This window comes from Desulforadius tongensis (assembly GCF_016907915.1).
GTDB classification, from domain to species: Bacteria; Bacillota; Desulfotomaculia; order Desulfotomaculales; family Desulfohalotomaculaceae; genus Desulforadius; species Desulforadius tongensis.
Window position 1 is genome coordinate 90,993 of the sequence record NZ_JAFBCW010000008.1, and the last position, 13,548, is coordinate 104,540.

Annotated in this window: 14 protein-coding genes and 2 pseudogenes; 6 read left to right on the plus strand and 10 right to left on the minus strand. The window is 43.6% G+C overall.

From position 1 onward, the window contains the following. Positions 1–8: 8 nt before the first annotated feature. Positions 9–977 carry a biotin synthase BioB gene (gene bioB, locus JOC37_RS04805; protein ID WP_204616692.1) on the minus strand — a complete coding sequence of 323 codons (969 nt, stop codon included), beginning with the start codon at positions 975–977 and terminating at the stop codon, positions 9–11. A gap of 492 nt (positions 978–1,469) precedes the next feature. Here bioB and JOC37_RS04810 point away from each other — a divergent pair, with 492 nt between their 5' ends. Beyond that, positions 1,470–2,654, plus strand: coding sequence for a dicarboxylate/amino acid:cation symporter (locus JOC37_RS04810; RefSeq protein WP_204616694.1), 1,185 nt, complete (start codon positions 1,470–1,472; stop codon positions 2,652–2,654). An 84-nt stretch (positions 2,655–2,738) separates the two neighbouring features. Here JOC37_RS04810 and JOC37_RS04815 read toward each other — a convergent pair whose 3' ends face one another. From JOC37_RS04815 to JOC37_RS04825, 4 genes and pseudogenes are all read right to left on the minus strand, one after another. After that, on the minus strand, positions 2,739–3,104 hold the full coding sequence (locus JOC37_RS04815; RefSeq protein WP_204616696.1) for a hypothetical protein: 366 nt from the start codon (positions 3,102–3,104) through the stop codon (positions 2,739–2,741). Between the two features lie 218 nt (positions 3,105–3,322). Continuing rightward, positions 3,323–4,186 (minus strand): annotated as a pseudogene (locus JOC37_RS04820) (permease). Next, on the minus strand, positions 4,159–4,365 hold the full coding sequence (locus tag JOC37_RS13165) for a permease (RefSeq protein WP_238480755.1): 207 nt from the start codon (positions 4,363–4,365) through the stop codon (positions 4,159–4,161). Before JOC37_RS13165 ends, JOC37_RS04820 begins: the two are co-directional and overlap by 28 nt. A 239-nt stretch (positions 4,366–4,604) precedes the next feature. Further along, a complete protein-coding gene (locus JOC37_RS04825; protein ID WP_204616698.1) occupies positions 4,605–4,820 on the minus strand; it encodes a putative zinc-binding protein in 216 nt (71 codons plus the stop codon). 134 nt (positions 4,821–4,954) lie between these two features. Between JOC37_RS04825 and JOC37_RS13675 the strand changes: the two are divergent. Both JOC37_RS13675 and JOC37_RS04835 read left to right on the plus strand, forming a co-directional pair. Beyond that, positions 4,955–5,041: pseudogene (locus JOC37_RS13675) on the plus strand (IS1 family transposase); the annotation flags it as partial. Between the two features lie 19 nt (positions 5,042–5,060). Then, complete coding sequence (locus tag JOC37_RS04835) at positions 5,061–5,804, plus strand: DDE-type integrase/transposase/recombinase (protein WP_238480756.1); 744 nt, start codon at positions 5,061–5,063, stop codon at positions 5,802–5,804. A 177-nt stretch (positions 5,805–5,981) separates the two neighbouring features. Here the strand turns inward: JOC37_RS04835 and JOC37_RS04840 are convergent, their stop codons facing one another. From JOC37_RS04840 to JOC37_RS04860, 5 genes are all read right to left on the minus strand, one after another. After that, positions 5,982–6,359, minus strand: a complete 378-nt coding sequence (locus JOC37_RS04840; RefSeq protein ID WP_204616704.1) for an ArsR/SmtB family transcription factor — start codon at positions 6,357–6,359, stop codon at positions 5,982–5,984. Positions 6,360–6,543: 184 nt separating this feature from the next. Further along, complete coding sequence (locus tag JOC37_RS04845; protein ID WP_204616705.1) at positions 6,544–8,904, minus strand: heavy metal translocating P-type ATPase; 2,361 nt, start codon at positions 8,902–8,904, stop codon at positions 6,544–6,546. Between the two features lie 184 nt (positions 8,905–9,088). Beyond that, complete coding sequence (locus JOC37_RS04850) at positions 9,089–9,271, minus strand: hypothetical protein (protein WP_204616707.1); 183 nt, start codon at positions 9,269–9,271, stop codon at positions 9,089–9,091. Next, positions 9,246–10,013 carry an RNA polymerase sigma-I factor gene (sigI, locus tag JOC37_RS04855; protein WP_338017338.1) on the minus strand — a complete coding sequence of 256 codons (768 nt, stop codon included), beginning with the start codon at positions 10,011–10,013 and terminating at the stop codon, positions 9,246–9,248. Before sigI ends, JOC37_RS04850 begins: the two co-directional genes overlap by 26 nt. 145 nt (positions 10,014–10,158) lie before the next feature. Beyond that, the gene (locus JOC37_RS04860; RefSeq protein ID WP_204616709.1) at positions 10,159–10,548 is read right to left on the minus strand and encodes a hypothetical protein; all 390 of its coding nucleotides are present in this window, start codon (positions 10,546–10,548) and stop codon (positions 10,159–10,161) included. Positions 10,549–10,823: 275 nt separating this feature from the next. Between JOC37_RS04860 and JOC37_RS04865 the strand changes: the two genes are divergently transcribed. From JOC37_RS04865 to JOC37_RS04875, 3 genes are all read left to right on the plus strand, one after another. Continuing rightward, the gene (locus JOC37_RS04865) at positions 10,824–11,522 is read left to right on the plus strand and encodes a response regulator transcription factor (RefSeq protein WP_238480758.1); all 699 of its coding nucleotides are present in this window, start codon (positions 10,824–10,826) and stop codon (positions 11,520–11,522) included. A gap of 26 nt (positions 11,523–11,548) precedes the next feature. Next, positions 11,549–12,946 (plus strand): sensor histidine kinase, encoded by a 1,398-nt coding sequence (locus tag JOC37_RS04870; RefSeq protein WP_338017339.1) that lies wholly within the window; start codon positions 11,549–11,551, stop codon positions 12,944–12,946. A gap of 210 nt (positions 12,947–13,156) precedes the next feature. Next, positions 13,157–13,548, plus strand: a 392-nt coding sequence (locus tag JOC37_RS04875) for a hypothetical protein (RefSeq protein WP_204616710.1), incomplete at its 3' end; no start/stop codon positions are given.

A 13,548-nucleotide genomic window follows, 5' to 3' on the forward strand; every position in this document is an offset into this window, starting at 1 on the left:
CCTTTTACTTAATATTCCAGCCCCATATCCTTTATCATTCGCAAATCCTGGGTTATAGATCTTCCATAAGTTGTCAGGTAATCACCTATTATAGAAGCATTAATTCCGGCCATGAATCCCATAGCCTGCAAATCCCTTAAACCGGGTATTCTCCCCCCGGCAAAGCGTATTAATTTAGCAGGCATCACAAAGCGAAAAATGGCTATTGTTTTTAAAATTTCCAAGGGAGACAAAACTACTTGGTTCGCCAGCGGGGTTCCCCGGATGGGATTTAATATGTTCACCGGCACAGAATGCACATCCAGGCTCCTGATTTCAAAAGCCATTTCCAGGCGCTGTTCGGCGGTTTCTCCCATAGAAATAACACCGCCGCAGCAGACTTTCATTCCCGCTTTTTTTACCGCCTCAATTGTCCTCAATCTGTCTTCATAAGAATGGGTGGTGCAAATTTTAGGAAAAAAACTGCGGCTGGTTTCAACATTATGGTGATACATTGTCACCCCCACACCGGCCAACCGCCGGGCCATTTGCTGATTAATTACCCCCAGCGAGGCACATAATTTAATTTTTGTTTTTGATCGTATCTCGGCAAAAATATTTAATATTTCAGCAAACTCCTCTGCGCTGGGACCATAACCACTGTTAACCAGCGAAAACCGGTGTGCCCCTTTATTTTCCATTTCAACAGCTTTGGCCACAATTTCAGCCCGATTTAAAGAGCTGTTTTCTTTAATCACCGCTTTGTGGTGAACCGACTGGGCGCAAAAGGCACAGTCTTCAGAACACCCGCCAACTTTACCTGCAGCAATGGAACACAACTCAACCTTATTACCGGTAAATTTTTTTCTAATTCTGTTCGCCGCCACCAATAATTCGTAAATATCATCACCTTCAACAGCCAGCAGCTCTTTTGCTTCCTCAAAGCACAATAACTCCCCACGCAGAACCTTAGTGCTCAATTCCTCAATAACGGACAACTGCTACCTTCCCTTCTTATATACCATTTAACATATTAGTTAACCATTATTTAAATACCGGTTAACATATTATATATCAGCTGTCATTAAAAAGTAAATATTGAAAAAAGCGATCTTTGACCCGCCCATCAAAGACCGCTTTAACTATCTCCCCGTACCGTTGCATACCGGTTAGTTATCAAACTTCATCACACCAAAAATAATAAACGGTAAACTAAGAATGAAAATCACCCACAGCAATCCGGCATCCATTATTTTATTCACCTCCCCTTTTTATTTTAATTCTATCACAAAATTATAAAAACCTGCCAAACAATCATTAATTTTCGGTATTTTCTAATTGTTGAAAAATGTTGTATTTTTATTGTTCCTATATTTTCTATTATTTTTTTATTGTAATTTGCAGAAAAATACTGTATATTGTGTACCGGGGGGGGTCCTATTTAACTGAGCTATCAATAAACTAATATTAACGGGGGGAGAAAATAAACCATGAAAAAACCCGGACTTCTTACCAGGCTGATTATTGGTCTTATCAGCGGTATACTAATTGGTTATTTATCTAAAGAAGTTTTTCAATTTGATTTTTTTGTTAAATTTTTGGCCACCTTCAACGGTATCTTTGGCAACTTCTTAAATTACGCTATTCCTTTGATTATTATCGCCTTTGTGGCTCCCGGTATTGCAGAGCTCGGTAGAGGGGCCGGACGTCTTTTAGGTCTGACCACCCTCTTAGCATATGGCTCTACAATAGTAGCAGGAACATTTGCTTTTTTTGTGGGTTCCGCCTTACTGCCCAAGATCATTAACGCTGCCGGCGGACATGCTTCTAACCCGGAAGAAGCACTGCTAAAAGGATTTTTCCAGGTGGACATGCCTCCCATTATGGGTGTTATGACGGCCTTAATTACCGCCTTCCTGCTCGGCTTGGGTATGGCGGTTATTAACAGTAAAGCTCTGTACGAAGTATCAAAGGATTTTCAAAAAATAATTGAAAAAGTAATTCAGTCAGTTATCATTCCTTTATTACCTTTTCACATCGCCGGTATTTTTGCCAATATGACTTACGGCGGTGAAGTTGCCAGAATAATGAAGATTTTCGGTATCGTTTTCGCCATTATCATTATCAGCCACATTGTAATAATACTAACGCAGTATACGATTGCCGGTACTGTGGCCAAGAAAAATCCCATCAAAGCCCTTAAAAATATGATACCGGCATATTTTACCGCTATTGGTACACAGTCTTCCGCAGCTACCATTCCGGTTACCCTGCGTTCTGCCAAAAACAACGGTGTATCCAATGGTGTAGCTGACTTTGTTATTCCTCTGTGTGCCACCATCCACCTGTCAGGAAGTACCATTACCCTGACAATGTGTGCCATGTCCGTTATGCTGATGAGCGGTGTAAGCCCGGTATTTAATGAAATTATTCCCTTTGTATTAATGTTGGGTGTTACCATGGTGGCCGCTCCCGGCGTTCCCGGCGGTGCGGTAATGGCAGCTTTAGGCCTGCTGCAGTCCATGCTGGGCTTCAGCGAAGCACAATTGGGATTAATGATCGCCCTGTACCTTACCCAAGACAGCTTTGGTACTGCATGCAACGTTACCGGTGACGGTGCCATAGCATTAATTGTTGACAGGTTTGCTAAAGGCTCCAGTCAATCAGCAGCTTAAACAAATAATTAAAAGCCGTAAGTGCGTCGCAGTAAACTTACGGCTTTTTTTATAAATAAAAGGCAGGGTTTCCGGCCCCCAGCGTTAATCAGCACTGCTTCCGGGCAGTAATTTTCTCTTCATCCTTTCAAAATAATTCTTCCCCGGCCTGTATTTATTAGGCTCAATTAAAAGTTCTTTGTCGCCGTCTTTCTTCCAATACCGTTTCTCCCCGTCCATTTCCATGTATACTTCCCGGACATCTCTACCGGTGCTGTCAGTTTCCCGCCGGGCATAAAACCGAAACGTTCTCGCAGGAGCATCATTTCTAAAGAAATTTTTCTCTAACGGCAGCATCTCCTGCTCATCAAAAATACTGTTTAAGGAACGGTTAATACTAGAGAACATACTTCTATGAAGTTTCTCCATCGATGCTTCTATTTCCCGCATCACTTTCCACATTTCATCCATAGAAACCATGCCTCCCTTCCTTATATTGTAAATTTATTCTGCCATAAACCGAACCACTTTTTCAAGCTCCCAGAAAACCTTAAACAGCGCTTCTCAACCAACCACAACCTAAAATCTTGTTGAAAAATTGCCTTTTCTTAGTGCTGTAATGAATCCTGCCAGGAGCGGGTACATCATGATAATTTAACTGCAGCAAACTTTTAACGGTTATGATACTGCTAACCCGCAATGCTTCCAAACGCCATACCTGTAACTACAGCCAGTACGATTACAATCAGTACATATACAACGGTTCTTTTGGTACCCATGACGCTACGAACCACCAGCATGTTGGGCAGACTGAGCGACGGGCCGGCCAGCAGCAGCGCCAAGGCCGGGCCTTTACCCATACCCATATCCAAAAGCGCCTTGACGATGGGCACCTCGGTTAGGGTAGAGAAGTACATCAGCGCGCCAAACACCGAGGCCAGCAGGTTGGCACTCAGCTAGTTGCCGCCCACAGAAGTTTCAATCCAGTGCTGGGGAATTACGGCTTTGAGCACACCGGCCACAAACACACCCACCAGCAGAACGGGAAAGATCAGCTTGACGAATCTCCAGGTCTCCACCAGCCACTCCTTAACCTCATCGCCGTCGTACCACCGGGTAAGCACCACGGCCAGAAAACTCAACAGCGCAAAGATAATGGCAATCTTGCTCCAAAAAGGAATGGCCGCTGTGCCAAACAGCAGAATAGCTACCAGGGTGCCGAAGAAAGCCAACAGGTGGCCCACCGGCCTGCCTTCTTCACCGGCAAACATACCGTCGTCATCGTTGTTTGCGGCTTCTTCTTTCCTAAAGATAAAGGCCATCAAAAGGCCGATTACAATAGAAAACACCACCGCACCTATGGCCCGGGCCAGGCCCAGCTCCCAGCCCATTTTCCGGGTGGTCAGTGTTATGGCCAGGATATTTATGGCCGGGCCTGAAAAAAGAAAGGTAACCGCCGGACCGAGCCCCGCGCCCTTCTTGTAGATACCCGCAAACAGGGGCAGTACGGTGCAGGAACACACAGCTAGGATAGCGCCGGAAACCGAAGCCACACCGTAAGCCAGGTGCTTAGGAGCCGGGGACCGAAATATTTTAACACTGCCCCAGTGGACACCACCACCGCAATTCCGCCGGCAATGAAGAAGGCCGGCACCAAACAGGTAAGCACGTGCGCCGACAGGTATTCCAAAAGTTCGTTAATACCGCTTTGTAATACTGCCATAAAGGTCATACTGTTCATCTCCCCAAAAATATTTAATGTATTTTCAGTTGATTTAATTAATTAACCGGCTGCTAGTTTGTCTTGGTCGTTAAACCATATCAACTCCTCCTTTTTTACCCTACCCAAAGGTTCCTTAACTTGTTCTGTTAAAATCTTAGGGTGTTCATCTTTTATTTTATATAACGATATATTTATATAATAATATAAATAATTATTAATTAATGTCAATGTATTTGAGTAAATTTTGGTTAACCACCGAAGATGTAAACTTTCTTATAAATAAAAAATGGAGCCAGCCAAAAGCTAAACTCCACTCTAATAAAGAAAAAATCGTCTGCTTTGGTTAATTCCACCGCTGCCCGGTTGGCAATCTGTCCCACGTTGGACGCCCCCGAACAGGCTAAAATAAGTATTGCGGAATTATCAGCCGAACAGCTGCAGCTGCATGTACAGTTTTCGACCATTTTTTATACCCCCCTTACATTTCTCGTTCTGTTAACTTAAATCATATTTGTAATCGTAGAACCTCAGTGTTTATGCTGTTGGTGTAAGTTACCAGCTTCACCCCCCAGACATAAACAAAGGAGGTTCTACAAAAATGGTTAACTTATCTTGCCCTAAGTGTTCAAGTAAATCTTTATGGAAGTACGGCCGCGATTATAAAGGTCGTCAAAAATATTGCTGCAAGCAATGCCGTACTCAATTTGTACCTGAAGTCAACCAACGTAAACAACTTAAAATTAAATGCCCTTGGTGTGGCTGCGCTATGGAAGTGTACAAGCGCCGTAAGCTTTATACTCGTTATCGCTGCTCCTCTATTCATTACAAAAAACAGAAAACTTGTCGCTGTAAAAATTAATATCTATAACATACCTGATGAAGTTCTAAATACTGTCTCTGCTGTAACTAATGGTAAGACCGATTTCAAGCGTATGCGCTATCCTCAGCAACTCATTATCAAGGCTTTACGCTTGTATTTCTTACGAAAAATGTCCACAAGGCAAATCGCTGCTGATTTAGCTGAGGAGTACGCCATTAGAGTGTCACATGTGACCATTTACAAATGGACCGTGAAGTTCTCTTACCTCTTTTCTTCCATAGCCGCCCACCGTACTTTGAATGTCTCTGACGAATGGCACCTGGACGAAACTGTTGTTAAAGTGGCCGGTAAAAAATATTACCTCTGGGTTGCTTTATGCAGTGAAACTCGAGTCGTTTTAGCCCGGCACTTATCCCCTTATCGAGATACGGTCCAAGCTATACGACTCCTTCGTGCTGCTATCAAAGACCTCGTCTCTAACAACACTCTTGAACGTTTTATGGGCACTTTTAAAGACTGGTACAAGAAACTTCGCGGATTTAAATCCTACAATAGTGCTGTAGCTTTAATCTCTTTTTGGGTAACCTGTTATAACTTCGCACGACCACATTCGGGTTTAAATAACTGATCTCCGGCTGAAGTAGCTAGTTTTACACCAAAATTCAAACATAATCGCTGGATTTCTATGATTGCGTGAGCTTTTTCATCATATTAAGTTAACAGTACCTAATGTAATATTTTATGTTTCCGTAATACTGAATAATTTTTATACCGTAATAGTTTGGGCTTCTAGTTTTAAATTAACTTAACGGGTGCGGTTTTCCCCCTTCTTACAAAGATATACATCCGTGTCACTGTCCAGCCGTTCTAACCTTAAACATTCCTCTTTAAATTGCGGCAGGTTCGCCAGATCATGATGAAAAAATTGAATTAAATTGTTAAAAGTTTTATCCAGATAATCAATTTGCAGGCTGTAAAAGGTGCGCTGGGCATCCTTTTTTTCAGTAACCACTCCCGCCCCCTTCATGATCTGCAGATGCTGTGATATTCTCGGCTGGCTCATGTGCAGCACTGATTTCAACTCACAAACGAACATTGGTCGAACAGATAATAATTTTAGTATTTTTAATCTGGTGGGTTCGCCCAAAGCCTTAAAGATTTTTACATAATCATATAAGTTCATCCTTAACCCCCATTAATATTTATTTATATAATTATTTGCTTATTAAATGATAACCTTATATATTATTGTCAATAGACCCCCGGCGATGGATTAATTCTATCACCGGGGGTCTACCGGAAATATGGCGGGGGCTATCCAATTACCCCCTATACGCAGTACCGATTATGATACTTCATGGTATTGCTTAATTTAAAGGCCTATAATTAATAACCCGCATCGAATTAAGAATCGCCAACAAAGCCACCCCAACATCCGCAAAGACCGCTTCCCACATGGTAGCAATGCCGCCCGCTCCCAACACCAGAAAAACTGCTTTGACAACCAGCGATAAAATGATGTTCTGCCACACAATACCCCTGGTACGCCTAGCAATCTTAATTGCCGTCACCAGTTTAGAAGGCTCGTCGGTCATCAGCACCACGTCGGCAGCCTCAATAGCAGCATCGGAGCCTAGACCACCCATAGCCACACCAACGTCAGCCCGTGCCAGCACCGGAGCATCGTTGATACCATCTCCCACAAAAATCAGTTTTTCCCCGGGGCCTTTTGCCCGGTTCAGCCGCTCCACCTGCTCCACTTTTTGCTCAGGCAGCAGCTGGGCGTGTACTTCGTCCATCTCTAGGCGGCGACCTACTTCCTCTCCCACCACCCGGTTATCACCTGTCAGCATTACCAGTTTCCTAACCCCGGCTTCCTTTAAACCACGCATAGCCCGGATGGAATCCTCCTTAATTGCATCGGAAATGACTATGTAACCGGCGTATTTGCCATCAACCGCCAGGTGCACCACCGTGCCGGCAATATCGGTTTCAGAATGGCTGATTCCCTCCCTGGCCATCAGCTTAGCGTTGCCGGCTAGGATTGTTTTTCCCCTCACCTGTACTTTAATACCGTGGCCGGTGATTTCTTCAAAGGAAGCAATCTTTTTAGTATCAACTTCTTTGTTGTAGGCTTCTTGCACTGACCGGGCAATGGGGTGATTAGAGTACGTTTCGGCGTAAGCAGCGTATTCCAGCAGCTCATCTCGCTCAAAGCCTGCCCCGGGAACAACATCGGTAACCTTAAAAACTCCTTTAGTCAGAGTGCCCGTTTTATCAAATACTGCTAATTTTACGTTATTCATCGTTTCTAGGTAATTTCCCCCTTTGACCAGCACCCCGTTCCTAGAAGCCCCGCCGATGCCGCCGAAAAAACCCAGCGGAATGGATACTACCAGCGCACAGGGACAGGAAATAACCAGCACCACCAGGGCACGGTAAATCCACCGGCTAAAGGTGGCCCCTGCTATAAAAAGGGGTGGTAGCACCGCTATGGCCAGCGCCCCGAACACCACCACCGGGGTATAATACCTAGCAAACCTAGTGATAAAACTTTCCGTAGGTGCCTTTTTGCCGGCGGCATTCTCCACCAGGTCTAAAATCTTAGCCACTGTAGACTCCCCAAACCCCTTGCTTACTTCAACGGTTAAAATTCCACTTTTGTTTATAAAACCAGCCAGTACTTCGGTTCCCGGAACCGCTTCCCTGGGAACCGGCTCACCAGTTAGGGCAGAAGTATCCATCATCGCTTTTCCTTCTATTACTTTACCATCCAGGGGCACCTTCTCGCCAGGCTTAACAACAATCACATCCCCAATGCTTACGTCCTCCGGATTTACCTGCTTTATTTCATTCCCGGATTTAAGGTTTGCATAATCCGGGCGGATATCCATCAGAGCGGCAATTGATCTGCGCGACCGGTTTACCGCCATATCCTGAAACAGTTCTCCCACCTGGTAAAACAACATTACCGCCACCGCTTCGGAAAACTGCCGGATGGCAAAAGCCCCAAGAGTAGCCACACTCATCAAGAAGTTTTCATCAAAAAACTGTCCCCGGGAAATGTTCCGGACACTTTTAAGCAGTATTTCCCCACCCACCAGCAGATAGCTGATACCGTATAACAATACCTCTACCGCAAAAGGAAACTTAAAAATCAAGCCAGTAGCAAAAAAGACCGTCCCAACGGCCAAGCGTACCATTTCTTTCTTTTCCCCTGCCTTTTCTTCAGCACGAGAAAGCCCTTGGCCTGGCACAGCCAATTCTTTCACTTCAACACCGGGCTCAATGCTCTGAACAGTTTGCTTAACTCTATCAAAAAAGTGTTCAAAACCACCCTCCTTTTCCACTTCCACCACCAGTTTTTTTGCCGGCAAGTTAAGGGTGACGCTCTTCACTCCATCAATTTTGCTCACCCGCTCTTCAATTTTAGAAGCACACCGGGCACAATCCAATCCCATCAGCAGAAAAGCTTTACGAGTAGTGAAATCGATTTTTTTCTCCTGTACGACAACATCCGGTTCCAGTTCTTTAATCACGGCCTTAACTTCTTCAATTACTCGATCCATATCCAGTGCCCGGTTCGTTTCCAAATACAACTTTTGGGCAGCAAAGTTTACCGCTACCCCGGTTACTCCTGAAATCTTATTCAGTTGCACTTCCATTTTAGCTGCACAGGCGGCACAGGATAGGCCTTTCAAGGTTAATTCTTTTTTAGCGTTGGCCATAGTAAACACTCCCATAAATTAGGCTGACCATCCTAAAACCATTAACAGGCCGGATTGGCCCAATAAGTTAATTTTAGTTTTTCCTAACAGAGTATATTTATTCCGGCCCAATGCCCAAGAATTGCCCTAACACCGAAGCATACACATAAAAAATCCCGGCCTTGGTCATATCTAAGGCCGGGAGTCACTTGGTATTTAACAGACCCCTAACAGTCATTTTTTCTGCCTGCAGATGCAATTCTATGGTTGTACCTATAGACGGTACGGCATCGGGTAAAGGAAGACACCTGAATTGTCTATCGGCTGTAATAATTACCATTACTCCATTTTGTTGATCAACTTTAGCCACTATGGCTTTGACCGGCATGGCAACAACCTCTTTTCCGCTGTTCACCCAGCCCGGTAAAATCTTTAAGCACCGAAAACCTTTCCTCGGACATAATCACTACCAAAGCAATTATATATTTACGCCCGTTCTCCAATACCCTTTTGCTGACTTTAGCCACTCGGGCCAGTTCTTTGGCCGGTAGGCGTTTATTTTTACGCAGGGTATGTAGTAATTTTACATTGCTGCATAATACCTTGGCCACTCGCACCAATTTTTCCCGGGCATCTCGGTGTTTGGGGCAAATATCGGCCAACTCATCCAATGAGGTGCCATACTCACTCAACCGCTGATCCAATTCCAGTATCGTTTGAACCAGTTCTTCCCGTTCGATTTGCAGCCGGTAGTTTTCCCAAGCCTGAGCACACTCCACGAGGCTTAACTCCATTTCCTCACCGGCGTTAAAACTGGATAGGGGGCGGTGTTTATGTTTAACCTCGCTTCTAAAATAATCAATCAATCTTTGACTGATTAGCCCGTAGGCAAAGGTAAAAAAGCTGGCCCCTTTGACGTGATTATAAGAGCTTATGGCCTCATTAAAAGCAATTAACGCAATACTTAACTCGTCATCGTTTTCCCAGCTTAGATATCTGCGGCAAACATTAAAGCTGGTTTTCTGAATAAACGGCTTGTACAGCTTGATTAATTTTTCCCGGGCCCGGCAGTCACCTTTTTGAGCCAGGTTAATCAGGTTTAAGGCGGTGCTATCATTCAAGACTATCACTCCGCTTTGCAAGAATGTTCGAAACCAAACACATATTTAGGTGGGTAAATTGAAAAAAGGTTCAAATCAATATGCATTTCAATGTTTCCGGCAAGTGACACAAGCTTAATAACTTCCAGCCAAACAAATCGGACAAGTTTAACAATTACCAGCAGCCGTCCTGATCCCAATAACCGTAATACGGTGGAGAAGCACTGTTGACGGTTATCTGCTGTTTAGTTTTACCGGCACCGGAATTGGCAGACTCTTTACCCGCTGCTCCCGGGCGAGCCATATATGAAGGATACAGAGGTACAGCAGAGTTGGGGGGTACATTAACTGCTTTCTGCCCTTGGTCAGTTTTTAATTTTTTCTGTTTATCCGAATTACTCCATTCGGCAGAAGTCACATCGTGCTGGATCGGCAGCACATCAGTATAGCGGTATACCTCTAGATTTGGGCTGATTTGACTAGCCGAAACCGTTCTCATGCCGTAAAGGGCAATCCCCACGATTAAAAGACCAATTAATAAAATAACCCCTGTTGCTTTGTTCATAACGGCGCCTCCTTTATTTATTAACCCGGTCAAAAAAGCGTATGTACTCTTTCCGCCGTACCCAGAGTAAGGGAAAAATTACTTAAAGGAAACCGGTTAAACACCTTTAATTGTTTTTAGTATAATTACCTAACTTGTCTAGAACGTTATCTAAACTTAAAATTTTTGTAACATTAAAAATTCAATTATAATAAAAATGTTAAACTACCGATAAGCTGCTGTAACAAAACCGATCTATAATGATAAGATGATATTTTTTAGGTGGTGAGAATACTTTGTCCCATACGGTGATGATAGCGGATGATGACCCGCGCATTAGAAGCGTAGTACGGCTATACCTGGAAGCCGAGGATTTTAAGGTTATTGAGGTAGAAAACGGTAAAGCAACAATAGAACAGCTCAGCAAAACCAAAGTAGATTTAATTATTCTGGATTTAATGATGCCCGTTATTGACGGCTGGACAACCTGTAAATATATCCGCAAAAATACCGAAGTGCCGGTAATTATGCTTACCGCTAAAGGTGAAGAAAACGACCGTATCTTAGGGCTGGAGTTGGGGGCTGACGATTATATAGTTAAACCGTTCAGTCCGCGTGAACTGGTGGCCAGGGTCAAAGCAGTGCTGCGCCGCTCAGAAAGCAAGCAATCTAAATCCGATACTTATATTTACAAGTTCCCGGGGCTGGTGATAAACGCAGTGACGCGGCAGGTAACGGTTAATAACAAAAAAATCAAACTCACTCTAAAAGAATTTGATTTACTGCATTTATTGATTCAGTCCCCCGGCAGGGTTTACAGCCGTGATGAACTGCTGGAACAAGTATGGGGGTTTGATTACTGCGGAGATACCCGTACTGTGGACACACATATCAACAGGTTAAGATACAAAATCGAAGAACAGGGCGGTAATAGCAGCTTTATCCAAACCGTCCGGGGGGTGGGTTATAAATTTCTACCGGCAGATGGTCAATAAAAAACAGCATTGCAGTTAAGTTCTGGGTGCTCATTGTTGTTCTTATATCAATCGTTCTGGCCGTTTCAATTCTCATTCAATCCAATCAAATCAAGTCTTTAATTTATAACCAACAGGCTCAGTTTTTTATTTATGAAGCCGAAGAAGTATCTTCCATTTTAAAAAACGAATCATCAGCAGCAGTCGTTAATGAACGAATACGCATTCTAGCCCAGTTTTTAAATGCCACCATTTTAATCTATAACCGAAACGGTGATTTAACCACGGCCCAAAAAACACAACACGAAGGACATAACCACGCTATTTTGGATAAAGAATTTTTAGCTGAAGTATGGCAGGGAAAAAACATTCTTCATACCGGCAGGGTGAATAACTACCCCACTGATGTTTTTTTGGTTGCCGTACCGGTTAAAGAAAATAACAAAATCACTAAGGCCGTGGTTATCTACAGCCCTCTGGCACCCCTAAAGCAACAAATAAAGAGTATCAGGCAAATTTCCTTATGGGGCGCTCTGCTTGGCATGGGGCTGGCCACCATCCTCAGCGTGTTTATATTAAAAAACATGATCAAGCCTCTTTTAAAAATGGAAGCAGTGGCCCACGCCATCGCTAATGGCGAATTCGGCAAACAGGTACCTGTGGTTACCAACGACGAGGTGGGAAAACTGGCCGCTTCACTCAACAATATGTCTTTACAATTAAAGGAGAAAATTGAGGCGATTGAACAGCTAGATAAAACCAGACAGGAATTCGTTTCCAATGTTTCCCATGAACTGCGCACACCGCTGACCGTCATTCAAAGTTTTTCAGAAGCAATTTTGGACGGGCTGGTTAAAGAAGAAAAGGAGAAATTTTTTTACCTGAAAAACATTTTGGAAGAATCCAAACGGCTGAAACGCCTGGTGGACGACCTGTTGGACTTAAAAGCCTTAGATGCCGGGAATATCCCAACCAAGATGGAATATGTATTGATTTCTAAGCTGGTCACGGTCACAGCGGGGAATTTTATGAGCTTGGCCCGGAAAAAAAATATAAACTTAAAGGTTATTACTAAAGATAACAGGATTACTGTTTACGGCAATATCGACCGTCTTAAACAGGTAATGACCAACCTGATCGGCAACGCCATTGCGCATACCCAACCGGGGAGCCAGGTAAAAATTCAGGAAGAACAAAAAGATGACCGGGTATTAATCAGTGTAGCTGATAATGGCCCGGGTATTCCGCCGAATGAAATAGAACATATCTGGGAGCGGTTCTATAAAGTAGATAAATCCAGAACCAGGGGGGCAGGAGGCTCAGGACTGGGCTTAGCCATTGCTAAGCGAATTGTTGAGCTGCACGGTGGAACCATCACGGTGGAAAGCACATTGGGTGAAGGGTCGGTTTTCACTGTAATCCTTCCCATCGCCAATAATATTTAAATCCCACCGCTCACCTAAAAATGAAGACAGTGTAAAGACCTGTCCCCATTTTAAATTAAGCAAAAACAAAACTACAGCTGCTTATACTTTAAAATGTAAAAATTTTTCATTCAATGGTTTTACTTTTAACCCACTTAAAAATTCCACCTTAATACGAATAAGCCCTTAAGGGAGCGCTCCATACCAATTATTCAGGAGGTTAATACACATATGAATTTCAGAAAAAAAATTCTACCGATTACACTAACATTACTTCTAAGCGTCGGTTCACTTGGTACAACATACGCCGCCGCACCTGAAAATTATCAACAGAAAATGACCAGTTGGATGAAAAATGATCCCAATCCCATGCCGATGAACATGAACAGCAGCACAAACCAGAACTATAATATGATGTCAAACTTGACACCCGAACAAATGCTGGAATTGGATAAAGCCTGGATGGAAAAAAAACCCCTGAAACAAAAGGCCCCCGCCGGCCAAAAGAACTACCAACAGAAAATAACTAGTTGGATGAAAAATGATCCCAATCCCATGCCGATGAACATGAACAGCAGCACAAACCAGAACTATAATATGATGTCAAACTTGACACCCGAACA